Annotated in this window: 18 protein-coding genes; 13 read left to right on the top strand and 5 right to left on the bottom strand. The window is 54.3% G+C overall.

From position 1 onward, the window contains the following. The first annotated feature begins 6 nt into the window (after window positions 1–6). The 6 genes from msbA to HV157_RS05685 all read left to right on the top strand — a co-directional run bounded on the left by msbA (window position 7) and on the right by HV157_RS05685 (window position 6,009). On the top strand, window positions 7–1,755 hold the full coding sequence (gene msbA, locus HV157_RS05710) for a lipid A ABC transporter ATP-binding protein/permease MsbA (RefSeq protein ID WP_020884816.1): 1,749 nt from the start codon (window positions 7–9) through the stop codon (window positions 1,753–1,755). Then, window positions 1,752–2,729: a tetraacyldisaccharide 4'-kinase gene (gene lpxK, locus HV157_RS05705; RefSeq protein WP_182268402.1), complete on the top strand. Its 978-nt coding sequence runs from the start codon at window positions 1,752–1,754 to the stop codon at window positions 2,727–2,729. The genes msbA and lpxK overlap by 4 nt, the downstream gene beginning before the upstream one ends. 44 nt (window positions 2,730–2,773) lie before the next feature. Continuing rightward, complete coding sequence (locus HV157_RS05700) at window positions 2,774–4,003, top strand: winged helix-turn-helix domain-containing protein (protein ID WP_182268403.1); 1,230 nt, start codon at window positions 2,774–2,776, stop codon at window positions 4,001–4,003. A 45-nt stretch (window positions 4,004–4,048) separates the two neighbouring features. After that, window positions 4,049–4,231, top strand: coding sequence for a protein YcaR (ycaR, locus tag HV157_RS05695; RefSeq protein ID WP_006174474.1), 183 nt, complete (start codon window positions 4,049–4,051; stop codon window positions 4,229–4,231). Further along, window positions 4,228–4,974, top strand: coding sequence for a 3-deoxy-manno-octulosonate cytidylyltransferase (kdsB, locus tag HV157_RS05690; RefSeq protein WP_014169394.1), 747 nt, complete (start codon window positions 4,228–4,230; stop codon window positions 4,972–4,974). Before ycaR ends, kdsB begins: the two co-directional genes overlap by 4 nt. 141 nt (window positions 4,975–5,115) lie before the next feature. After that, window positions 5,116–6,009, top strand: a complete 894-nt coding sequence (locus tag HV157_RS05685; protein ID WP_182268404.1) for a YcbJ family phosphotransferase — start codon at window positions 5,116–5,118, stop codon at window positions 6,007–6,009. Here HV157_RS05685 and elyC read toward each other — a convergent pair. After that, window positions 5,986–6,765, bottom strand: a complete 780-nt coding sequence (gene elyC, locus HV157_RS05680; protein ID WP_020884813.1) for an envelope biogenesis factor ElyC — start codon at window positions 6,763–6,765, stop codon at window positions 5,986–5,988. The two genes, HV157_RS05685 and elyC, sit on opposite strands and share 24 nt — an antisense overlap. 124 nt (window positions 6,766–6,889) lie before the next feature. Between elyC and cmoM the strand changes: the two genes are divergently transcribed. The 7 genes from cmoM (at window position 6,890) to HV157_RS05645 (ending at window position 17,528) form a co-directional block, all read left to right on the top strand. Next, complete coding sequence (gene cmoM, locus HV157_RS05675; protein WP_182268405.1) at window positions 6,890–7,669, top strand: tRNA uridine 5-oxyacetic acid(34) methyltransferase CmoM; 780 nt, start codon at window positions 6,890–6,892, stop codon at window positions 7,667–7,669. A gap of 3 nt (window positions 7,670–7,672) precedes the next feature. Continuing rightward, window positions 7,673–8,995, top strand: a complete 1,323-nt coding sequence (mukF, locus tag HV157_RS05670) for a chromosome partition protein MukF (protein ID WP_014169399.1) — start codon at window positions 7,673–7,675, stop codon at window positions 8,993–8,995. Beyond that, window positions 8,976–9,680: a chromosome partition protein MukE gene (mukE, locus tag HV157_RS05665; protein ID WP_014169400.1), complete on the top strand. Its 705-nt coding sequence runs from the start codon at window positions 8,976–8,978 to the stop codon at window positions 9,678–9,680. Before mukF ends, mukE begins: the two co-directional genes overlap by 20 nt. After that, a complete protein-coding gene (gene mukB / locus HV157_RS05660; protein ID WP_182268406.1) occupies window positions 9,680–14,131 on the top strand; it encodes a chromosome partition protein MukB in 4,452 nt (1,483 codons plus the stop codon). Before mukE ends, mukB begins: the two co-directional genes overlap by 1 nt. Before the next feature lie 177 nt (window positions 14,132–14,308). Continuing rightward, window positions 14,309–16,132, top strand: a complete 1,824-nt coding sequence (gene ldtD / locus HV157_RS05655; protein ID WP_014169402.1) for a L,D-transpeptidase — start codon at window positions 14,309–14,311, stop codon at window positions 16,130–16,132. A gap of 176 nt (window positions 16,133–16,308) precedes the next feature. Then, the gene (locus tag HV157_RS05650) at window positions 16,309–16,860 is read left to right on the top strand and encodes a YcbK family protein (RefSeq protein ID WP_014169403.1); all 552 of its coding nucleotides are present in this window, start codon (window positions 16,309–16,311) and stop codon (window positions 16,858–16,860) included. A 20-nt stretch (window positions 16,861–16,880) separates the two neighbouring features. Further along, window positions 16,881–17,528, top strand: coding sequence for an MBL fold metallo-hydrolase (locus HV157_RS05645; RefSeq protein WP_020884810.1), 648 nt, complete (start codon window positions 16,881–16,883; stop codon window positions 17,526–17,528). A 50-nt stretch (window positions 17,529–17,578) separates the two neighbouring features. Here HV157_RS05645 and aspC read toward each other — a convergent pair whose 3' ends face one another. From aspC to pncB, 4 genes are all read right to left on the bottom strand, one after another. Beyond that, the gene (gene aspC, locus HV157_RS05640) at window positions 17,579–18,769 is read right to left on the bottom strand and encodes an aspartate transaminase (RefSeq protein WP_020884809.1); all 1,191 of its coding nucleotides are present in this window, start codon (window positions 18,767–18,769) and stop codon (window positions 17,579–17,581) included. 184 nt (window positions 18,770–18,953) lie between these two features. Then, the gene (locus HV157_RS05635) at window positions 18,954–20,042 is read right to left on the bottom strand and encodes a porin (protein ID WP_020884808.1); all 1,089 of its coding nucleotides are present in this window, start codon (window positions 20,040–20,042) and stop codon (window positions 18,954–18,956) included. Between the two features lie 605 nt (window positions 20,043–20,647). Then, window positions 20,648–22,048 (bottom strand): asparagine--tRNA ligase, encoded by a 1,401-nt coding sequence (gene asnS, locus HV157_RS05630; protein ID WP_032677806.1) that lies wholly within the window; start codon window positions 22,046–22,048, stop codon window positions 20,648–20,650. Window positions 22,049–22,217: 169 nt separating this feature from the next. Then, window positions 22,218–23,420: a nicotinate phosphoribosyltransferase gene (gene pncB / locus HV157_RS05625; protein WP_182268407.1), complete on the bottom strand. Its 1,203-nt coding sequence runs from the start codon at window positions 23,418–23,420 to the stop codon at window positions 22,218–22,220. Between the last annotated feature and the right edge of the window lie 161 nt (window positions 23,421–23,581).

Below are 23,581 nucleotides of genomic sequence, written 5' to 3'. Positions count from 1 at the left end.
TTTTGAATGCATAACGACAAAGATCTCTCCACGTGGCAAACCTTCCGCCGACTCTGGCCGATGATTGCACCTTTTAAAGCAGGCTTGATCGTGGCGGGTGTAGCGTTAGTCCTCAACGCAGCCAGCGATACGTTTATGTTATCGCTTCTCAAACCGTTACTGGATGACGGTTTTGGTAAAACAGATCGCTCAGTGCTGATATGGATGCCACTGGTGGTTATTGGACTGATGATCTTACGCGGTATCACCAGCTACATTTCGAGCTACTGTATCTCCTGGGTTTCCGGGAAAGTCGTTATGACCATGCGCCGTCGGCTGTTTGGCCACATGATGGGCATGCCAGTAGCGTTCTTTGATAAGCAGTCTACCGGTACCTTGCTGTCACGTATTACCTACGACTCCGAGCAGGTGGCATCATCGTCGTCCAACGCGCTGATTACCGTGGTGCGTGAAGGTGCATCGATTATTGGTCTGTTCATCATGATGTTCTATTACAGCTGGCAGCTGTCACTGATCCTTATCGTGCTGGCACCGGTTGTCTCTATTGCTATTCGCGTCGTTTCAAAGCGTTTTCGCAACATCAGTAAGAATATGCAGAACACGATGGGCCAGGTTACGACCAGCGCTGAGCAGATGCTGAAAGGGCATAAAGAGGTGTTGATTTTCGGCGGGCAGGAAGTCGAAACCAAACGCTTTGATAAAGTCAGCAACAAAATGCGTCTGCAGGGGATGAAAATGGTTTCGGCCTCTTCAATTTCTGACCCTATCATCCAGCTGATCGCTTCTTTGGCGCTGGCCTTCGTTCTGTATGCGGCCAGCTTCCCTAGCGTGATGGAGACGCTGACGGCAGGTACCATCACCGTGGTCTTCTCATCGATGATTGCCCTGATGCGTCCGCTGAAATCACTGACGAACGTCAACGCTCAGTTCCAGCGCGGGATGGCTGCCTGCCAGACCCTGTTCAGCATTCTGGATACCGAACAGGAGAAAGATGAAGGTAAACGCGAGATTGAACGCGCCCACGGCGATGTTGAATTCCGCAATGTGACTTTCACCTATCCTGGCCGCGAAACGCCGGCTTTGCGTAATATCAACCTGTCCATTCCCGCGGGTAAAACCGTTGCGCTGGTAGGCCGCTCTGGCTCAGGTAAATCCACCATCGCCAGCCTGATCACCCGTTTCTATGATATCGACGAGGGTGAAATCCTGTTGGATGGCCATGACCTGCGGGAGTATACCCTGCAGTCGCTGCGTAACCAGGTGGCGCTGGTCTCCCAGAATGTGCATCTCTTCAACGATACTGTGGCAAATAACATTGCCTATGCGCGTACAGAAGAGTACAGCCGTGCGGAGATTGAAAAGGCCGCTCGTATGGCCTATGCGATGGACTTTATCAACAAGATGGATAACGGTCTGGATACCATTATCGGTGAGAACGGTGTACTGCTCTCCGGTGGCCAGCGCCAGCGTATCGCCATTGCTCGTGCGCTGTTGCGTGATAGCCCGATTCTGATTCTGGATGAAGCAACCTCTGCGCTGGATACGGAATCTGAACGTGCCATTCAGTCTGCGCTGGATGAGCTGCAAAAGAACCGTACGTCGCTGGTGATTGCGCACCGTCTGTCGACTATCGAGCAGGCTGACGAAATCGTTGTTGTTGAAGATGGCGTGATTGTCGAACGCGGAAGCCACTCTGATTTGCTGGCGCACCGCGGCGTTTACGCCCAACTGCATAAGATGCAATTCGGCGAATGATTGCACGCATCTGGTCCGGTGAATCACCGCTGTGGCTGCTGCTTCTGCCGCTTTCCTGGCTTTATGGCCTGGTGAGCGGCGTCATTCGTCTGCTTTACCGTCTGGGGTTGAAGCAAGCATGGCGCGCGCCGGTGCCGGTTGTCGTGGTGGGTAACCTGACGGCTGGCGGCAACGGTAAAACACCGGTGGTGATCTGGCTGGTGGAGCAACTGCAAAAACGCGGTATACGCCCAGGCGTGGTATCGCGTGGATATGGCGGAAAAGCGGCGCAGTATCCCCTGTTGTTGACCGCGGAAACTACGACCGCTGAAGCGGGTGATGAGCCAGTATTGATATACCAGCGTACAGGTGCACCTGTTGCGGTTTCCCCGGTACGCAGTGATGCCGTTCAGGCACTTCTTGCCGAACACACGGTAGACATTATTATTACTGACGATGGTCTGCAGCATTACGCGCTGGCGCGTGATAAAGAGATTGTGGTCATTGACGGGGTTCGCCGGTTCGGTAACGGCTGGTGGCTACCCGCCGGACCAATGCGCGAACGTGCTTCGCGTCTCAGGTCCGTTGATGCGGTGATTGTTAACGGTGGAGAGGCCAAACCGGGTGAGATCCCTATGCATCTCAGGCCGGGAATGGCGGTGAATCTGTTGACCGGAGAGCGCCGTGCTGTCTCGTTGTTACCCGCGCTGGTGGCCATGGCGGGTATCGGTCATCCTCCGCGTTTCTTCGCGACGCTGGAACAGTGTGGTGCCCGGCTTGAAAAACGCGTTCCGCTGGCCGATCATCAGGCGCTGGTGCCAGATCAGGTCGCGGCTCTGACTGCTCCGGGGCAGACGCTAATCATGACTGAAAAAGATGCGGTGAAATGCCGTGCCTTTGCAAAGGATAACTGGTGGTATCTGCCGGTTGACGCTGAACTCAGCGGTGAGCAACCGGAACAATTGCTCAAGGAACTGATTGCGTTAGTGCAGTAATGGCTTACGCGGTTCTGGTGGCGCTTTGACTGACAGGAAAACGCATGTCTTTACCGCAACTCTCGCTTTCAGCCGCACGTCATTTGCACCTTGCCGCACAGGGGCTGCTCAAAAAGCCCCGCTGCCGCGCGCAGCCCGCCGATATTCTCTCTACCGTTCAGCGCATGTCGCTCCTTCAAATTGACACCATTAATATCGTGGCCCGTAGCCCTTACCTTGTGCTGTTTAGTCGACTGGGGAATTATCCGCCTCAGTGGCTGGATGACGCGCTCAGTAAGGGGGACTTAATGGAGTACTGGGCGCACGAGGCCTGTTTCCTGCCGCGCAGCGATTTTGCCCTGGTTCGCCATCGCATGCTGGCCCCCGAAAAGATGGGCTGGAAATACCGCCAGGAATGGATGCAGGAGCACGCGACTGAAATTGCACAGCTTATCGAGCATATTCAGCAAAACGGTCCTGTACGTTCCGCCGATTTTGAACATCCGAGAAAAGGGACCAGCGGCTGGTGGGAGTGGAAGCCGCACAAACGCCACCTTGAAGGACTATTTACGTCCGGCAAAGTCATGGTGATTGAACGGCGTAATTTTCAGCGCGTGTATGACCTGACGCACCGCGTGATGCCCCACTGGGACGATGAGCGTGACTTACTCACCCAGGAGGCAGCGGAAGCCATCATGCTGGAAAACAGCGCCCGCAGTCTGGGCATTTTCCGGCCGCAGTGGCTGGCGGATTACTATCGCCTTCGCCAGCCGGCCCTGAAACCGCTGCTGGAAATGTGGCAGCGTGAACATCGTGTTATCCCCGTCACGGTAGAAACCCTCGGGGACATGTGGCTGCATTCGGATCTCCTCCCGCTCTTACCCCAGGCTCTGGACAGTAAGCTTCAGGCAACCCACAGCGCGGTGTTATCGCCTTTCGATCCGGTCGTGTGGGACAGAAAACGGGCCGAACAGCTGTTTAATTTCAGCTATCGGCTTGAGTGTTACACCCCCGCGCCAAAGCGTCAGTACGGCTACTTTGTGTTGCCTCTGCTGCACAAAGGGCAACTGGTCGGTCGAATGGATGCCAAAATGCACCGCAAAACCGGCACGCTGGAGATTATCGCGCTCTATCTTGAAGAGGGGATCAAGACCACAGCGGCGCTGGAAAAAGGATTAACCTCCGCCATTAGCGAATTCGCATGCTGGCAGGGGGCCCACGACGTGGCGCTGGGTCGGGTGCCTGACGGGTTGTTTAGCACCTGTCGACGTGGCTGGGAAACAGACACTCCCTGAAAAAGGAATGTGTTAAGCTTTAGCGATTACCCATACGGAGGAACTATGGATCACCGTTTACTTGAAATTATTGCCTGCCCGGTGTGCAACGGCAAACTTTACTACAGCCAGGACAAACAAGAGCTGATTTGCAAGCTGGACAGTCTGGCATTCCCGCTGCGCGACGGTATTCCGGTATTGCTGGAAAACGAAGCCCGCTCCCTGGTGGCAGAAGAGAGCAAACCATGAGTTTTGTTGTCATTATTCCTGCGCGTTATGCATCAACCCGTCTGCCGGGTAAACCGCTGGTGGATATCAACGGCAAACCGATGATTGTGCATGTCCTTGAACGTGCGCGTGAGTCCGGTGCTGAGCGCGTTATCGTGGCAACCGATCATCCGGACGTTGCCCGTGCGGTTGAGGCGGCTGGTGGAGAAGTGTGCATGACCCGCGCCGATCACCAGTCCGGCACAGAGCGGCTGGCAGAAGTGGTTGAGAAATGCGGTTTTAGTGATGATACCGTCATCGTTAACGTACAGGGCGACGAGCCGATGATCCCGGCGGTCATTATTCGCCAGGTGGCGGAAAACCTGGCGCAGCGCCAGGTCGGTATGGCTACACTCGCGGTTCCTGTGCTCCACGCTGAAGAGGCGTTTAATCCGAACGCGGTGAAAGTGGTGATGGATGCCGAGGGCTATGCGCTCTACTTCTCTCGCGCCACTATTCCCTGGGATCGTGATCGTTTTGCGGTTTCAAAAGAGACCATTGGTGATTCATTCCTGCGTCATCTGGGGATCTACGGCTACCGCGCTGGCTTTATTCGTCGTTATGTCACCTGGGCACCCAGCCCGCTGGAGCATATCGAAATGCTGGAGCAGCTCCGCGTGCTCTGGTACGGGGAAAAAATCCACGTTGCCGTTGCGCAGGAAGTGCCAGGTACGGGTGTTGACACCCCGGAAGATCTTGAGCGCGTCCGCGCCGAATTGCGTTAATAGCGCCCGCATCCCTCCTTACGGGGGGATGCTCTCTCCAGGTTATTTTCCCTTTCTTTTCCATAATTGATCTCTGTCGGGTGACATCTTCTGTCCGCGCGCTCATTATAAAAGCAGTAGTCTTAATGGGGGTAATCTCATATGGAACAGCTGCGTGCTGAACTGAGCCATCTGCTGGGTGAGAAGTTAAGCAGGGTTGAGTGTGTGAACGAAAAAGCAGATACCGCACTCTGGTCGTTATATGACAGCCAGGGAAACCCAATGCCGCTGATGGCCCGAAGTTTTACCTCGCCGGGCGTTGCCAGGCAGCTGGCCTGGAAAATGTCGATGCTTGCGCGACAAGGGACCGTCCGCATGCCGACGGTGTATGGCGTGATGACGCATGAAGAACACTCCGGCCCCGATGTCCTGCTGATTGAGCGGTTACGTGGCGTGCCTGTGGAAGCGCCTGCTCGTTCACCGGAACGCTGGGAACAGCTGAAAGATCAGATTGTCGAGGCGCTGCTGGGCTGGCACAGACAAGACAGCGGTGGGCTCGTCGGGCCGGTAGACAGCACCCAGGAAAACCTGTGGCCACTGTGGTATCGCCAGCGGGTCGAAGTGTTGTGGGGCACCCTTAACCAGTTTAATAACACCGGTTTGACCATGCAGGACAAACGTATTTTGTTCCGCACCCGGGAGTGTTTGCCCGCGCTGTTTGACGGCTTTAACGACAACTGCGTGCTGGTTCACGGCAATTTTACCCTGCGCAGCATGCTGAAAGACCCTCGCAGCGACCAGCTTCTGGCAATGGTAGGGCCGGGGATCATGCTCTGGGCACCGCGCGAGTACGAGTTGTTCAGGCTCAGCGACAGCGGGGCCGCAGAGGGGTTACTCTGGCATTATCTCCAGCGCGCGCCGGTTGCAGAAGCGTTTCTCTGGCGCCGCTGGCTCTATCTGCTCTGGGATGAAGTGGCGCAACTGGTTAATACTGGCCGTTTTAATCGTGCCAACTTCGATCTCGCCACGAAATCACTCCTGCCCTGGCTCGCCTGACGCGCCTTTTAGCCATTGCCAGAGGCGTCCAAGTGTTTCGTAACCGACACGATCGCTGTGCATCAGCCATACCGGGGACGGGATCGCCCGTTCCCACGGGTTAAGCGGCGCGTCGATGGCCATCTGGTTAGCCGGCGCGGGGAGGGGATGCAGGCCAACTCTTTCGAAGAAAATCATCGCCCGCGGCAGGTGCGAGGCGGACGTAACCAGCAGGAACGGGGCATCGCCAATCGCCTGCTTCACGGCGGCAGCTTCTTCTTCAGTGTCTTTTGGGCTGTCCAGCGTGATGATAGCGGAACGCGGTACACCCAGCGATTCAGCCACTCTGGCTCCGGCTTCGGCCGTGCTGACCGGGTTTGTTTTTGCCGCCGCACCGGTAAAGATCATTTTCGATCCCGGATTCGCCAGCCACAGGCGAATGCCTTCGTTCAGTCGAGGCAGGCTGTTGTTAATCAGGTTTGAACTGGGCGCCCAGTTCGGATCCCAGGTGTAACCGCCACCCAGCACCACGATATACTTCACCTCCTGATGACCCTGCCATGTCGGGTACCTGTTTTCGACAGGGCGTAACAGGCTATCCGCAACCGGCTGCAGACTCAGCAGCAGCAGAACCAGCCAGCCGACGGTAATAAGCGTTTTGCCACTTTTCTGAAAGCGACTAAACCACACCAGCGCCAGCCCCAGCGCAATGATGATAAGCAGCAGTGGAAGGGGAAGCATCATCCCCCCAATGTATTTCTTCAGGGTAAAAAGCATCCTTTTTGGTTCCTTTTTTAACCATATAGCAGGTGATTACTCGTGATATTACACCAGAGAGGTTCATTCTCCGCGCGGGTGTGACAAAATAGCGGTTTTGCAGTTAGCGAGTGGAACTCTCCCAATGCGGGATCGCAATTTTGATGACATCGCGGAAAAGTTTTCGCGCAACATTTATGGCACCACGAAAGGGCAGTTGCGTCAGACGATCCTCTGGCAGGATCTGGACAACATCCTGGCCTCGTTTGAGGGGCAAACGTTGCGCGTGCTGGACGCTGGCGGCGGTGAAGGGCAGACGGCTATTAAAATGGCCCAGCGCGGTCATCACGTAACGCTTTGCGATCTTTCTGCTGAGATGATCGCGCGTGCGACGCGTGCCGCAGAAGAGAAAGGTGTGAGCGACAACATGCATTTTATACAATGCGCCGCTCAGGACATCGCACAGCATTTGGAAACCCAGGTTGATCTGATATTGTTTCATGCAGTGCTGGAGTGGGTTGCCGATCCGCAAAGCGTGTTACGCACCCTGTGGTCGATGTTGCGCCCGGGCGGTACGCTGTCACTGATGTTCTACAATGCTAACGGCTTCCTGATGCACAACATGGTTGCGGGTAACTTCGACTATGTTCAGGTCGGGATGCCAAAAAAGAAAAAACGCACGCTTTCCCCGGATTATCCGCGTGATCCGCAGCAGGTGTATGGCTGGCTGGAAGAGATTGGCTGGCAGATAATCGGGAAAACGGGCGTCAGGGTGTTTCATGATTATCTGCGTGAAAAACACAAACAGCGTGACTGTTTTGACACCTTAACAGAATTGGAAACGCGGTATTGCCGTCAGGAACCTTTTGTCAGTCTTGGCCGCTATATTCACGTCACCGCGCACAAGCCGCAGATGCAAGGATAACCTATGAGTGAATTTTCCCAGACAGTCCCCGAACTGGTTGCCTGGGCCAGGAAAAACGATTTCTCCATCTCGCTGCCGGTAGACAGACTCTCTTTCCTGCTGGCGGTTGCCACGCTGAACGGCGAACGGCTGGATGGCGAAATGAGCGAGGGTGAACTGGTGGATGCGTTCCGCCATGTCAGTGATGCGTTTGAGCAAACCAGCGAAACCATTAGCGTGCGTGCCAACAACGCAATCAACGATATGGTGCGTCAACGTCTGCTGAACCGCTTTACCAGCGAGCAGGCGGAAGGAAACGCCATCTATCGTCTGACGCCACTGGGTATCGGCATCACGGATTACTACATCCGCCAGCGTGAATTTTCCACGCTGCGTCTTTCCATGCAGCTCTCGATTGTGGCGGGTGAACTTAAGCGCGCCGCCGATGCAGCGGATGAAAACGGTGACGAATTCCACTGGCACCGTAACGTCTATGCGCCGCTGAAATATTCGGTGGCAGAGATTTTCGACAGCATCGATCTGACCCAGCGTCTGATGGATGAACAGCAGCAACAGGTAAAAGACGATATCGCGCAGTTGCTGAATAAAGACTGGCGTGCGGCCATCTCCAGCTGTGAAATGTTGCTGTCGGAAACCTCGGGTACGCTGCGTGAACTGCAGGATACGCTGGAAGCCGCAGGGGATAAGCTTCAGGCGAACCTGCTGCGCATCCAGGATGCGACCATGGCCCATGACGATCTGCATTTTATTGACCGTCTGGTGTTCGATCTGCAGAGCAAACTCGATCGTATTATCAGCTGGGGTCAGCAGTCGATTGACCTGTGGATCGGTTATGACCGTCACGTGCATAAATTTATCCGTACCGCGATCGATATGGATAAAAACCGCGTCTTTGCCCAGCGTCTGCGCCAGTCGGTACAGACCTATTTCGATGCGCCATGGGCGCTGACTTACGCCAGTGCCGATCGTCTACTGGATATGCGTGACGAAGAGATGGCCCTGCGCGATGAAGAAGTGACCGGTGAACTGCCACCGGATCTGGAATATGAAGAGTTCAACGAAATTCGTGAGCAACTTGCGGCGATGATCGAAGAACAGCTCGCTGTCTACAAAACCAGACAAGTGCCGCTGGATCTTGGGCTCGTGGTGCGCGACTATCTGGCGCAATATCCTCGCGCGCGCCACTTCGACATCGCCCGCATCGTGGTAGACCAGGCCGTGCGTCTGGGCGTCGCGCAAGCAGATTTCACCGGGCTGCCGCCGAAGTGGCAGCCGATTAACGATTACGGAGCCAAGGTACAGGCGCATGTCATTGACAAATATTGAACAAGTGATGCCAGTTAAGCTGGCACAGGCGCTGGCGAATCCGTTGTTTCCGGCGCTGGACAGCCAACTGCGTGCCGGTCGTCACATTGGCTTAGACGAGCTGGACAATCACGCTTTTTTGATGGACTTCCAGGAGTACCTGGAGGAGTTTTACGCCCGCTATAACGTGGAGCTTATCCGCGCACCGGAAGGGTTTTTCTACCTGCGTCCACGTTCCACAACCCTGATTCCGCGTTCCGTGCTCTCTGAGCTGGATATGATGGTCGGCAAAATTCTTTGCTACCTCTATCTCAGCCCGGAGCGTCTGGCAAATGAAGGCATCTTCACCCAGCAGGAGCTTTACGACGAGCTGCTGGCGCTGGCGGATGAGAGCAAGCTGCTTAAGCTGGTGAACAACCGCTCCACCGGCTCGGATCTTGACCGCCAGAAATTGCAGGAAAAAGTTCGCTCTTCCCTTAACCGTCTGCGTCGTCTGGGCATGGTCTGGTTTATGGGCCATGACAGCAGCAAATTCCGCATTACGGAATCTGTCTTCCGCTTCGGCGCCGATGTGCGTGCGGGCGACGATGCGCGTGAAGCGCAGCTTCGCATGATCCGCGACGGTGAAGCGATGCCGGTGGAAAACCATTTGCAGCTCGACGATGAGCATGAAGAGAATCTGCCGGATAGCGGGGAGGAAGAGTAATGATTGAACGCGGTAAATTTCGCTCACTAACGCTGATTAACTGGAACGGCTTCTTTGCCCGGACGTTCGATCTGGATGAGCTGGTTACGACGCTCTCCGGTGGTAACGGTGCGGGTAAATCCACCACCATGGCGGCGTTTGTTACGGCACTGATCCCCGATCTGACGCTGCTCCATTTCCGTAACACCACCGAAGCGGGGGCGACCAGCGGCTCTCGCGATAAAGGCCTGCACGGCAAACTCAAAGCAGGCGTTTGTTATTCGGTACTGGACGTCATTAACTCCCGACATCAGCGTGTGGTGGTGGGGGTACGTCTGCAGCAGGTCGCAGGCCGTGACCGTAAAGTGGACATTAAACCGTTTGCTATCCAGGGTCTGCCAACCTCCATGCAGCCCACAGCGCTGCTGACGGAAACCCTGAATGAGCGCCAGGCGCGCGTGCTGACGCTGCAGGAGCTGAAAGATAAGCTCGAAACCATCGAAGGCGTGCAGTTCAAGCAGTTCAACTCCATTACGGATTACCACTCCCTGATGTTCGATCTGGGCGTTGTGGCGCGTCGTCTGCGCAGCGCGTCTGACCGTAGCAAATACTACCGTTTGATCGAAGCATCGTTGTACGGTGGTATCTCCAGCGCCATTACCCGCTCCCTGCGCGACTACCTGTTGCCGGAAAACAGCGGCGTGCGTAAGGCCTTCCAGGATATGGAAGCCGCGCTGCGTGAAAACCGGATGACGCTCGAAGCCATTCGCGTGACGCAGTCTGACCGTGACCTGTTTAAGCACCTGATTAGCGAGGCCACCAACTACGTGGCGGCGGACTATATGCGTCACGCCAATGAACGTCGTGTCCATCTCGATCAGGCGTTAGAGTACCGCCGCGAGCTGTTCACCTCCCGTAAACAGCTGGTGGCTGAGCAGTATAAGCACGTCGAAATGGCGCGTGAACTGGGCGAGCACAACGGTGCCGAAGGCGATCTGGAAGCCGATTACCAGGCTGCCAGCGATCACCTGAACCTGGTGCAGACCGCCCTGCGTCAGCAGGAGAAGATCGAGCGCTATGAAGCGGATCTCGATGAGCTGCAAATTCGTCTCGAAGAGCAAAATGAAGTGGTGGCGGAAGCTGCCGACATGCAGGAAGAGAACGAAGCACGTGCCGAGGCCGCCGAGCTGGAAGTGGATGAGCTGAAAAATCAGCTGGCCGATTACCAGCAGGCGCTGGACGTGCAGCAGACGCGTGCAATTCAGTATACCCAGGCACTTCAGGCGTTACAGCGTGCAAAAGAGCTGTGTCATCTGCCTGACCTCACCCCGGAAAGCGCTGACCAGTGGCTGGATACCTTCCAGGCCAAAGAGCAGGAAGCGACCGAGAAACTGCTCTCGCTTGAACAGAAGATGAGCGTCGCGCAAACGGCGCACAGTCAGTTTGAGCAAGCGTACCAGCTGGTTGTGGCAATTAACGGCCCGCTTGCGCGTAACGAAGCGTGGGAAGTTGCCCGTGAACTGCTGCGCGACGGTGTGAACCAGCGCCATCTGGCCGAGCAGGTTCAGCCGCTGCGTATGCGCCTGAACGAACTGGAACAGCGTCTTCGCGAACAGCAGGAAGCCGAGCGTATGCTGGCGGAGTTCTGTAAGCGCCAGGGCAAAAATTACGATTTCGACGATCTTGAAGCTCTGCATCAGGAGCTCGAGGCGCGTATTGCTGCGCTTTCCGATTCCGTATCCAACGCCAGTGAACAGCGCATGACGCTGCGCCAGGAGATGGAACAGCTGCAGTCCCGTTCTAAGGTGCTGCTGCAGCGTGCCCCAGTCTGGCTGGCTGCCCAAAGTAGCCTGAATCAGCTCAGTGAACAGTGCGGCGAACAGTTTGAGTCCAGCCAGGACGTGACCGAATATCTGCAACAATTGCTGGAGCGCGAGCGCGAGGCGATTGTTGAGCGCGATGAAGTCGGCGCCCGTAAACGCGAGATCGATGAAGAGATTGAGCGCTTAAGCCAGCCTGGTGGTTCGGAAGATTCACGTCTGAACGCCCTGGCTGAACGTTTTGGCGGCGTGCTGTTGTCCGAAATCTATGACGATGTCGGTCTGGACGATGCGCCGTACTTCTCAGCCCTGTATGGCCCATCACGTAATGCGATTGTGGTCCCGGATCTGTCGCTGATTGCTGACCAGCTGGCAGGACTGGAAGATTGCCCGGAAGACCTCTATTTAATCGAAGGGGATCCGCAGTCGTTCGATGACAGCGTATTCAGCGTCGATGAGCTGGAAAAAGCGGTTGTCGTCAAAATCGCCGATCGTCAGTGGCGTTATTCTCGCTTCCCTGAGCTTCCGCTGTTTGGTCGCGCAGCGCGTGAAAACCGGATTGAAAGTCTGCACGCCGAGCGTGAGAAGCTGTCTGAACGTTTTGCGACCCTGTCGTTTGACGTGCAGAAAACCCAGCGTCTTCATCAGGCGTTCAGCCGCTTTATCGGCAGCCATCTGGGCGTGGCGTTTGAAGCTGACCCGGAAGCCGAAATTCGCAAGCTCAACACCCGTCGCGGCGAGCTTGAGCGTGCGATCTCAAACCATGAAAATGACAACCAGCAAAGCCGCGTTCAGTTCGAACAGGCGAAAGAGGGCGTTGCGGCCCTTAACCGCATCTTGCCTCGCCTGAATCTGCTGGCAGATGACACGCTGGCTGACCGCGTGGATGAGATTCAGGAACGTCTGGATGAAGCTCAGGAAGCGGCACGTTTTGTTCAGCAGTACGGTAATCAGCTGGCGAAGCTCGAACCAATGGTCTCCGTGTTGCAGAGCGATCCGGAGCAGTTCGAGCAGTTAAAAGAAGATTATGCCTGGTCGCAGCAGGTGCAGCGCGAAGCGCGCCAGCAGGCGTTTGCCCTGACTGAAGTTGTGCAGCGCCGGGCTCACTTCGGCTACTCCGATTCCGCGGAGATGCTGAGCGGTAAGAGCGATCTCAATGAGAAGCTGCGTCAGCGCCTTGAACAGGCTGAAGCGGAACGTACTCGCGCCCGTGACGCGATGCGTAGCCACTCGGCACAGCTGAACCAGTACAATCAGGTCCTGGCCTCGCTGAAAAGCTCCTTCGACACCAAGAAAGAGCTGTTAAACGATCTTCAGAAAGAGTTACAGGACATTGGCGTCCGTGCTGACAGCGGAGCAGAAGAGCGGGCGCGTATCCGTCGTGATGAACTGCATGCGCAGCTCAGTAATAACCGCGCACGTCGTAATCAGCTGGAAAAAGCGCTGACCTTCTGTGAAGCGGAAATGGATAACCTGACTCGTCGCCTGCGCAAGCTGGAGCGTGATTATCACGAAATGCGTGAGCAGGTCGTGACCGCGAAGGCGGGCTGGTGCGCCGTCATGCGGATGGTGAAAGACAATAACGTTGAACGCCGTCTGCATCGTCGCGAGCTGGCCTATCTCTCTGCGGATGAACTGCGCTCTATGTCGGATAAGGCGCTGGGTGCCTTGCGTCTGGCGGTGGCGGATAACGAACACCTGCGCGATGTGCTGCGTATGTCCGAAGATCCGAAACGCCCTGAGCGTAAGATCCAGTTCTTCGTGGCCGTTTATCAGCACCTGCGTGAGCGTATTCGTCAGGACATCATTCGTACCGACGATCCGGTCGAAGCCATTGAGCAGATGGAAATCGAACTGGGCCGCCTGACGGAAGAGCTGACCTCCCGCGAGCAGAAGCTGGCTATCAGTTCCCGCAGCGTGGCGAATATCATCCGTAAAACCATCCAGCGCGAGCAGAACCGAATTCGCCAGCTGAACCAGGGCTTGCAGAGCGTATCGTTTGGTCAGGTAAACAGCGTGCGTCTGAACGTGAACGTGCGTGAAGCGCACTCGACGCTGCTGGAAGTGTTGTCTGAACAGCACGAACAGCATCAGGATCTGTTCAACAGCAACCGTCTGACCTTCTCCGAAGCGCTGGCGAAACTGTATCAACGCCTTAATCCGCAGATTGACATGGGGCAACGCACGCCGCAAACCATTGGTGAAGAGCTCCTGGATTACCGTAACTACCTGGAAATGGAAGTGGAGGTTAACCGTGGTTCAGACGGCTGGCTCCGTGCGGAGTCCGGTGCACTCTCTACCGGTGAAGCTATCGGTACCGGGATGTCGATTCTGGTGATGGTGGTCCAGAGCTGGGAAGATGAAGCACGTCGTCTGCGCGGCAAAGATATCTCCCCATGTCGACTGCTGTTCCTGGATGAAGCGGCGCGTCTTGACGCCCGCTCAATTGCCACACTGTTTGAACTCTGTGAGCGTCTTGATATGCAGCTCATTATCGCTGCGCCGGAGAACATCAGTCCTGAGAAAGGCACCACGTATAAACTGGTGCGTAAGGTATTCCAGAATACCGAACACGTTCACGTGGTCGGGTTACGCGGTTTTGCCCCACAGCCGCCAGAATCCTTACCGGAAACAACGGCAGACGCGTCCTGAGGCGTTTTCTAACTGTGAGCGGCGCACCAGCGCCGCTTTTTTTTTCGCTTAACTTGTGTTTAAGGCTGCGTTATCTTTAAACTTCTTTACATAAGGTAAGGCAACAGGTTTGCCGTCACCCTATAATAAAAGAAAGCCCCAACGTGATGGGCATGTCGTGAAAACAGGGGGCAAGGGATGTTGCTAAAGAAAAAATGTGGTCGTCAGCTGTCTGCGCTAAGTTTATGCCTGGCAGTGACGTTTGCTCCACTGTTAACCGCTCAGGCCGACGAGCCTGAAATTGTGCCGACTGACAGCACAGCAACGACTGGCACACAGCCAACGTCGCTGTCTCAACCGCTGGAGCAGTCTCCTGCGACGGCCATCATGGCCGGTATTAAACCGTTGCCAGAAGGCATCGACGCGGAATCGCTTCGCCAGCAGCTGCTGTCTGGGCTGCCAGCAGGCTACACGCCTGTCTATACCAGCCAGCTCACGCTGCTCTATGCGGCGCGTGACATGAAACCCATGTGGGAAAACCGTGATGCGGTGCGCGCCTTCCAGCAACAGCTGGCAGAAGTCGCCATTGCAGGGTTCCAGCCGCAGTTCACAAAATGGGTTGAGCTCTTAACCGATCCTGCTGTCACCGGGCAGGCGCGGGACGTGGTGCTTTCCGATGCCATGATGGGGTATCTCCAGTTTGTGGCCGGTATTCCGGTCAATGGTAACCGTTGGTTGTACAGCGATAAGCCTTACAAGCTGGCGACTCCGGCACTGTCGGTAATTAACCAGTGGCAACTGGCACTGGATAGTGGCGATCTGCCGCGCTTTATTGCGAGCCTCGCGCCGGCACATCCGCAATACGCGACCATGCATCAGTCGCTTCTGGAACTGGTCGGGGATTCACGTCCATGGCCGCAGATGCGTGGTACCGCGACGCTGCGTCCTGGACAGTGGAGCAGCGATGTGCCTGCCCTGCGTGAGATCCTCAAACGCTCCGGTATTCTGGATAGCGGGCCTAAAATTGCCCTGCCGGGTGACGATGCGCAAAGCGTCGTTGTCAGCCCGTCAGCCCCGGTGAAAGAGAAAAAAGCCGCCGTTCTGAGTGATAAGCCCGCGGCCTACGATCGGGAGCTGGTTGCAGCGGTTAAGCAGTTTCAGGCTGCTCAGGGGCTGGGTGCTGATGGCGTGATTGGCCAGTCAACGCGCGACTGGCTGAACGTCTCACCTGCGCAGCGGGCAGGGGTGCTGGCGCTCAATATCCAGCGTTTACGCTTGCTGCCAGGGACCCTCTCTACTGGCATCATGGTGAATATTCCAGCGTATTCGCTGGTCTATTACCAGAACGGCAGTGAAGTGCTGGCGTCACGCGTGATTGTGGGACGTCCCGATCGCAAAACGCCGATGATGAGCAGTGCACTGAACAACGTGGTGGTTAACCCGCCGTGGAACGTACCGCCGACGCTGGCACGTAAAGACATTCTGCCCAAGGTCTGGAACGATCCGGGCTACCTGGAACGCCATGGCTATACGGTAATGCGCGGCTGGAACAGCAAAGAGGCGATAGACCCCTATATGGTCGACTGGTCAACCATTACCGCGTCAAATCTGCCATTCCGGTTCCAGCAGGCACCCGGTGCGCATAACTCGCTCGGACGCTACAAGTTCAATATGCCGAGTTCAGATGCTATCTATCTGCACGATACGCCGAACCACAATCTGTTCCAGAAAGACACCCGCGCGCTGAGTTCAGGCTGTGTGCGTGTCAATAAAGCCTCGGAGCTGGCTAATATGCTGTTGCAGGATGCAGGCTGGAACGATACGCGCATCTCTGACGCCCTGAAGCAGGGGGATACGCGTTACGTTAATATTCGCCATAATATTCCGGTCAATCTTTATTATCTGACGGCGTTTGTGGGTGAGGACGGGCGGACGCAGTATCGTACAGATATTTACAATTATGATCTCACGGCGCGATCCGGCGCACAAATTTTGCCAAAAGCTGAACAATTAATCAGGTAAATGAAGCAGTTCGGGAAAATAGGTTGTCGTAAGTAATGGTGAATACGGGGCTATATGGCTGGAGGCCGCGTATTTACTGGGGTTGGGTGCCTTGACGTAGTCGGCTTTGCCAGTTAAGGTGCCCTTCGTGCGCTAAGCATATTTACGATAAACATTGACCTGTAGACCTGATTATCATGGACAAATTTGACGCTAATCGCCGCAAACTGCTGGCGTTAGGTGGTGTTGCGCTCGGCGCAGCGGCCATCTTGCCGACGCCAGCATTTGCCACCCTCTCGACACCTCGTCCGCGAGTTTTAACGCTCAACAATCTCCACACCGGTGAGTCGTTAAAAGCGGAGTTCTTCGATGGCAGAGGCTATATTCAGGATGAATTAGCAAGACTTAACCATTTTTTCCGTGATTTCCGCGCGAATAAAATAAAAGCCATCGACCCAGGACTGTTTGATCAGTTATTCCGCCTTCAGGGCCTGCTGGGTACCAGCAAGCCAGTGCAGCTTATTTCTGGTTATCGCTCTGTTGATACCAATAATGAACTGCGCGCCCACAGCCGTGGGGTAGCGAAAAAAAGCTATCACACGAAGGGACAGGCAATGGATTTCCATATTGAAGGCGTTTCGTTAGCCAATATTCGCAAAGCTGCGTTATCTATGCGCGCAGGTGGTGTAGGATATTACCCAAGTAGCAACTTTGTGCATATTGATACCGGTCCGGTCCGGCACTGGTAATAACGAAACACAGGAGCAGTATGAACTATCGTATTATTCCGGTTACTGCATTCTCCCAGAATTGTTCATTAATCTGGTGTGAGCAAACCAAACTGGCCGCGCTTGTCGATCCCGGCGGTGACGCTGAGAAAATCAAGCAGGAAGTCGCTGATAGCGGTGTCACGCTGATGCAGATTTTACTGACGCATGGTCATCTTGATCATGTTGGTGCGGCGGCGGAGCTGGCACAGCACTTCGGTGTGCCTGTGATCGGTCCGGAAAAAGAAGATGAGTTCTGGCTGCAGGGTTTACCAGCCCAGAGCCGCATGTTTGGCCTTGATGAGTGTCTGCCCCTGACGCCCGATCGCTGGCTAAATGAAGGAGAGCGCGTTAACGTAGGGAATGTGACTTTACAGGTGTTGCATTGTCCTGGGCATACGCCAGGCCATATTGTCTTCTTTGATGACCAGTCCCGTCTGCTGATTTCCGGCGATGTGATTTTCAAAGGTGGCGTAGGACGCAGCGATTTTCCACGTGGCGACCACGGACAGCTGATTCAGTCGATTAAACAGAAGTTGTTGCCGCTGGGCGATGATGTGACGTTTATCCCTGGACACGGTCCGATGTCGACGCTGGGTTATGAACGACTCCATAACCCGTTCCTTCAGGACGAAATGCCTGTCTGGTAACCAGAATAAAAAAAAGCCTGCATTATGCAGGCTTTTTTTATGGGGGCAATTTACAGCACGGCGACGATGGCTTCGCACAGCGGCGCCATATTGTCTGGGGTCATGCCTGCAACGTTGACGCGGCCAGACGCCACGGCGTAGACGCCAAACTCTTCACGCAGACGCAGAACCTGTTCTTTGGTCAGGCCGCTGAAAGAGAACATACCGTTCTGCTTAATAATAAAGCTGAAGTCACGGTCAGCGCCTTTCTCCGCAAGGGTGTTCACAAACAGCAGACGCATGCGCTGAATACGCTGACGCATATCGTTCAGCTCTTGTTCCCAGATAGCACGCAGTGCATCGTTGCTCAGGATAGTCGCAACGACAGAGGCACCGTGTGCAGGCGGGTTAGAGTAGTTAGCGCGGATCACGGATTTCATCTGGCTGAATGCACGATCAACGGTTTCAGTGTTCGCCGCAACCAGCGTACAGGCACCGACACGCTCATTGTACAGACCGAAGTTCTTGGAGTAAGAGCTTGCCACGATCAGTTCCTGATGCACGGCAGCAAAAGCGCGCAGACCTTCCGCATCTTCTTCCAGACCACGGGCGAAGCCCTGGTATGCAAAGTCAAACAGCGGCAGCCAGCCTTTTTCTACGGAGAGCTTCGCCAGCTGTTCCCACTGTTCCAGCGTTGGATCAATACCGGTTGGGTTGTGGCAGCAGCCGTGGAACAGCACCACATCACCCGCCTGAGCCTCGTTCAGGCTGGCCAGCAGACCGTCGAAGTCCAGAGAGTGGTTAGCCGCGTCGTAGTAAGCATATTCGCGTACTTCCAGGCCTGCAGAGTTGAATACGCTCTTGTGGTTTGGCCAGCTTGGGTTGCTCACCCAGACACGCTTAACAGAGGTGTTTTTCGCAAGGAAATCCGCCGCGACGCGCAGCGCGCCGGTACCGCCAGGAGTCTGTGCTGTACGCGCACGCTTGTCGCTCACAATTGCACTGCCTTTGCCGAACAGCAGTTCCTGAGTGCAACGACCAAATTCAGGGATACCATCAATACCGAGGTAATTTTTGGTGGTTTCATTTTCCAGCAGATACTGCTCAGCTTTTTTAACGCTGGTCAGCACCGGGGTTTTGCCGGTTTCATCTTTATATACACCAATACCCAGGTTGATTTTACCAGGGCGGTCGTCGGCACGAAACAGATCGGCCAGGCCCAGAATAGGGTCGGCAGGAGCGGCGGTAATGTTCTCAAACATGACGAAGTTCCATTGTGATTACAGAAGTGAAATCCGCTATCAGGTTAACGGTAGATTTACAAAATGCCAACCGTTTGCGACAAAAAGCGTGCGGCTTTTCAAAAGTCGCCATTTTTTGCTATCAGACATAAAAAAACAGGGCCGAAGCCCTGTTCATTAAGCATATAACAAAGTGGTGTACTGATTAGAACTGGTAGGTCACAGCCATTGCAACCTGGTCGTCTTTACCGTTCACGATACCTACGCTACGAGAGTAGTCGGTGTCGTCGATCAGGTTCAGCTGGTAATCAACATAGATGTTGAAGTTTTTGTTGAAGTAGTAAGTTGCACCCAGTTCAACGAATTTCTGCAGGTCAGCATCGCCGCCAGCGAAGGTGCCACGTTGTGCAAGGTTTTTACCTTTAGACTGCACGTATGACACGGATGGGCGCAGACCGAAGTCGAACTGGTACTGAGCGATAACTTCGAAGTTCTGCGTTTTGTTTGCGAAAGAACCGTCGTCTTCACGGGTCATGTTACGCGTTTCAGCATAGGTGGTTGCCAGGTAGATGTTGTTCGCATCGTATTTAGCACCAACAGCCCATGCTTCCGCTTTCTCGCCTTTGCCGTCTGCGGATTGCCCGTCAGTACGGTCAGAGTTGCTGTATGCGCCGATCAGGCCGAAACCTTCACCGAACTCATAACCTACAGAGGTACCGAAACCGTCACCGTTAGCGGTTCTCACGTCAGTACGCTCGTTTTTGCCCTGATACTGCAGGCCCAGGCTCAGACCATCAACCAGACCGAAGAAGTCAGAGTTGCGGTAAGTCAGGAGACCAGAGTTACGGCCAGTCATGAAGTTGTCAGAGTAGTTTGCCCAGGTCATACCTGAGAAAGATGGCGCCATATCGGTGTAAGATTCTACGTCGTATACGATACCGTAGTTACGGCCGTAGTCGATGGAACCTGCATCACCTGCTTTCAGACCGGCGAACGCCAGACGGGTACGCTGAGTCTGGTTGCTTTCTGCCTGGCTTGCCAGAGCACGGTATTCCCACTGACCGAAACCAGTCAGTTGGTCGTTAATTTGAGTCTCGCCTTTGAAACCGATCTGAGCATAAGTAGCGTCGTTGCTGTCAGTGTTGTCACCAGAGGTAACGAAGTCGTGCTCACCAACCACTTTCCCGTACAGATCCAGTTTGTTGCCGCTTTTGTTATAGATTTCTGCAGCGTTAGCTGCACCGGCTACCAGCAGGGCAGGGATTACCACTGCCAGAATATTGCGCTTCATCATTATTTATTACCCTCATTGGTTTTTTTATGACACTCGCCACTGCCGTCAATAAATTCTGTCAATAAATATTTCCGGAACTATTGATGAGAGTTAGGTGTCTTTATGTATCTGACAGGCATCTTTCCATTCATAGAACCGTTTCGCTAGCCTGAAATTGCTACAATTCTCAAGATTAAGTTACAAAAAGAAATCATGTGTAACTAAATGTGTATTTTTCGGAACTTTGTGAACCACCTCAAATTTCAGCGTCCACTGGCGAATTAAACGGCAGATACTTTGATATCTATATGAAAAGCTTATAATTAATTTAGATAAAGGCAATTTGTATAAACAGAAGCCAAACGGCTCATTTTTTCTTATGACCCGAAAGAGACTTCTGGATGGCTGTAAAACTGGTTGAATTTTGTGCTATTGCTTCAGATTGCAATAAGCGCAATAAGAATGTGGTTTATTTTTTGTGCGTAGATGTTTCGTGGAAACAAAACGTAACAGGTAGTGGTTGTAACGGGGTTGTGGTTTAAAAATGCTGACTTTGCGCTGACGAAAACTGACAATGCAGAATAAAATAATGGCCAGCAATTGCTGGCCATTTGTTATTCAGTCGATTAGAAACTGGCGTTACGCGGTGTGCGTGGGAATGGAATAACGTCACGGACGTTCTGAACACCGGTGACATAGGCGATCAGACGCTCAAAGCCCAGACCAAAACCGGCATGCGGGACGGTACCGTAACGGCGTAAATCGCGATACCAGCTGTAATCCGCAGGATTAAGGCCCATCTCTTCCATGCGTGCGTCCAGTACGTCAAGACGCTCTTCACGCTGAGAACCACCGATGATTTCACCAATGCCCGGTGCCAGGACGTCCATCGCCGCAACGGTTTTACCGTCTTCGTTAAGGCGCATATAGAAGGCCTTAATGTCTTTCGGGTAGTTTTTCACCACAACCGGTGCTTTGAAGTGCTTCTCGGCCAGGTAACGCTCGTGCTCAGACGCCAGGTCAACGCCCCAGTAAACCGGGTTCTCAAACTTCTCACCGCATTTCTCGAGGATGGCCACCGCGTCGGTGTAGTCCACCTGCGCGAAATCTGCTGAGACGAAACGCTCCAGACGTGCGACTGCATCGCTGTCGACACGCTCTGCGAAGAATTTCATGTCATCAGGACGCTCTTCCAGCACCGCTTTGAAGACATATTTCAGCATCGCTTCTGCCAGACCCGCGACATCATCCAGATCTGCGAACGCCACTTCAGGCTCCAGCATCCAGAATTCCGCCAGGTGACGGCTGGTGTTGGAGTTTTCTGCACGGAAGGTTGGACCAAAGGTGTAGATTTTGGACAGCGCGCAGGCATAAGTTTCACCGTTGAGCTGACCAGAAACCGTCAGGAAGGCCTCTTTACCGAAGAAGTCTTTGTCATAGTCCACTTTACCTTCTGGCGTACGCGGCAGGTTTTCCATGTCCAGCGTAGAGACGCGGAACATTTCACCCGCGCCTTCCGTATCGGACGCGGTGATCAGTGGGGTAGACACCCAGAAATAACCCTGCTCGTCGAAGAAACGATGCAGCGCCTGCGCCAGCGTATGACGCACGCGGGCAACCGCACCAATCAGGTTGGTGCGTGGACGCAGGTGCGCCACTTCACGCAGGTATTCGATGCTGTGACGTTTTGCCGCCATTGGGTAGGTGTCGGGATCTTCAACCCAGCCAGTGACTTCAATGGCTGAGGCCTGAATTTCGAAACTCTGACCCTGACCAGGTGATGCCACAACAACACCGGTTACGATAACGGAACAACCCGTTGTCAGGCGCAGAACGTCATCATTGTAATTGGGCAGAGAATTATTAATGACGGCCTGTACAGGATCAAAGCAGGAACCGTCATAGACGGCAAGGAAGGAGATGCCAGCTTTAGAATCTCGGCGAGTACGCACCCATCCGCGCACGGTGACTTCTTGGTCAACGGCGACACGGCCCTGGAGTACGTCGGCTACAGGCACAACGCTCATAATATTCTCTCTGTTAATAGTCGGAAAAAATAAACACTTGTCCACCCTTACTGGGGGGGATATCTATGTTACCTGGCATCCGCCATCAGACAAGCAGATTTCGCAGTCAAAAGAGAAGAATTAAGAAATAAATTGAGGAGAGGGGAGCCTGAAAGGCTCCCGAAAGCGGTTAACTGGCTTTTTTGATCTGCGGCAGATCGAATGCTTTGCGTAATGCGCGCACAAAGGCTTTGTCATGGCAGATGGTTTTACCGGGGCTATCGGAGAGCTTCGCTACCGGCTTACCGTTACATTCCACCAGTTTTATCACGATGTTCAGAGGTTTTACCTGAGGGATGTCGCAGGTCAGGCGGGTGCCAATCCCAAAGCTCAGGTTAATTCTGGAGGTGAAATGACGATAGAGATCGACCGCTTTCGCCAGATCGAGGTTATCGGAGAAGACCAGCACCTTGCTCATCCGGTCAATGCCCAGTTTTTCGTAATGGGCAATGGCCTTTTCACCCCATTCAACCGGATCCCCGGAATCATGGCGTAATCCCTGATAACGTTCGGCAAATTCAGGGCCAAAATCACGCAAGAACGCGTCCATCGTAATACAGTCGGTAAGCGCGATGCCCAGTTGATTGGGATATTCTTCCAGCCACGCGGCCAGTGCGGCGCGCTGGCTGTTTGCCAGGTCCGGGCTTATCTGCTGATGCGCCTGGAACCACTCATGCGCCTGGGTACCCATTGGGGTCAGATCCAGACGACGTGCCAGATCGTAGTTGCTGGTGCCCACGAACCACGGCTCCTGCTGCAGACGCTTCACAATAGCCTGCTGCACTTCGCGAGAGAAACGGCGACGCGTGCCAAAATCCATCAGGCGGAAGCGGGACATATCCAGCCCTTCGGTCAGCGTTGAGAATGCGGCCAGTTTATTTTCCAGCGACGCGACCGCCTGCTCAACACCGGTTTCCGGCGAACGGTAGCGGTGGGCCAGTTCACTGATCACCGCGAGAAGCGGAACTTCCCACATGATCACTTCACGCCACGGGCCTTCAAGACGAATATCCAGCTTGCCGTTATCATTGACCACGGTCACCTGCTCCGGCTTATAGCGGAAGTCGCGCAGCCAGTTCAGGTAGTCAGCTTTAAAGAAGGGCAGGCCAGAGAGCCACTGATATTCGTCGTCCTGCAGCGTCAGATGCTGCATAGCATCGACCTGTTCACGAATGGAGTCTGCGTAGATACCGAGCAAGTCGTCACCACGGCAGCGGAATTCCGCCGCGACATGGACGTCATAGTAATGGTGGAAAACGGCTTGCTGCATATGCAGTTTATACGCGTCGGTATCCAGCAATGTATGCAGAACAGGAGAAGCGAATTGAGTCATAGGTGCGCAGTAGCATCCTCTCACAGGAGCGTTTAGTACAATAAACAACTCCGGAGTATACCTTGTTTAGTGATTTATTGAACCCCGATCACAACATAAGCGCTCTTTATGGTCGAGGGCATTTTGTGCCCCGTGTTATACAAATGTAGCAGTAACTATGC

This window comes from Enterobacter sp. RHBSTW-00318 (assembly GCF_014101375.1).
Classification (GTDB): Bacteria; Pseudomonadota; Gammaproteobacteria; order Enterobacterales; family Enterobacteriaceae; genus Enterobacter; species Enterobacter ludwigii.
The sequence above is the reverse complement of the archived record's forward strand: the minus strand, read 5'-3'. Positions and strand labels throughout refer to the sequence as shown.

Excerpts from the sequence above, each read along its gene's own strand:
- HV157_RS05685 (WP_182268404.1), top strand. The coding sequence starts at position 5,116 with ATGGAACAGCTGCGTGCTGAACTGAGCCATCTGCTGGGTGAGAAGTTA.
- HV157_RS05645 (WP_020884810.1), top strand. The coding sequence starts at position 16,881 with ATGAACTATCGTATTATTCCGGTTACTGCATTCTCCCAGAATTGTTCA.
- ycaR (WP_006174474.1), top strand. The coding sequence starts at position 4,049 with ATGGATCACCGTTTACTTGAAATTATTGCCTGCCCGGTGTGCAACGGC.
- lpxK (WP_182268402.1), top strand. The coding sequence starts at position 1,752 with ATGATTGCACGCATCTGGTCCGGTGAATCACCGCTGTGGCTGCTGCTT.
- kdsB (WP_014169394.1), top strand. The coding sequence starts at position 4,228 with ATGAGTTTTGTTGTCATTATTCCTGCGCGTTATGCATCAACCCGTCTG.
- mukE (WP_014169400.1), top strand. The coding sequence starts at position 8,976 with ATGTCATTGACAAATATTGAACAAGTGATGCCAGTTAAGCTGGCACAG.
- pncB (WP_182268407.1), bottom strand. The coding sequence starts at position 23,420 with ATGACTCAATTCGCTTCTCCTGTTCTGCATACATTGCTGGATACCGAC.
- elyC (WP_020884813.1), bottom strand. The coding sequence starts at position 6,765 with ATGCTTTTTACCCTGAAGAAATACATTGGGGGGATGATGCTTCCCCTT.
- aspC (WP_020884809.1), bottom strand. The coding sequence starts at position 18,769 with ATGTTTGAGAACATTACCGCCGCTCCTGCCGACCCTATTCTGGGCCTG.
- HV157_RS05635 (WP_020884808.1), bottom strand. The coding sequence starts at position 20,042 with ATGATGAAGCGCAATATTCTGGCAGTGGTAATCCCTGCCCTGCTGGTA.
- asnS (WP_032677806.1), bottom strand. The coding sequence starts at position 22,048 with ATGAGCGTTGTGCCTGTAGCCGACGTACTCCAGGGCCGTGTCGCCGTT.
- HV157_RS05650 (WP_014169403.1), top strand. The coding sequence starts at position 16,309 with ATGGACAAATTTGACGCTAATCGCCGCAAACTGCTGGCGTTAGGTGGT.
- ldtD (WP_014169402.1), top strand. The coding sequence starts at position 14,309 with ATGTTGCTAAAGAAAAAATGTGGTCGTCAGCTGTCTGCGCTAAGTTTA.
- HV157_RS05700 (WP_182268403.1), top strand. The coding sequence starts at position 2,774 with ATGTCTTTACCGCAACTCTCGCTTTCAGCCGCACGTCATTTGCACCTT.
- msbA (WP_020884816.1), top strand. The coding sequence starts at position 7 with ATGCATAACGACAAAGATCTCTCCACGTGGCAAACCTTCCGCCGACTC.
- mukB (WP_182268406.1), top strand. The coding sequence starts at position 9,680 with ATGATTGAACGCGGTAAATTTCGCTCACTAACGCTGATTAACTGGAAC.
- mukF (WP_014169399.1), top strand. The coding sequence starts at position 7,673 with ATGAGTGAATTTTCCCAGACAGTCCCCGAACTGGTTGCCTGGGCCAGG.
- cmoM (WP_182268405.1), top strand. The coding sequence starts at position 6,890 with ATGCGGGATCGCAATTTTGATGACATCGCGGAAAAGTTTTCGCGCAAC.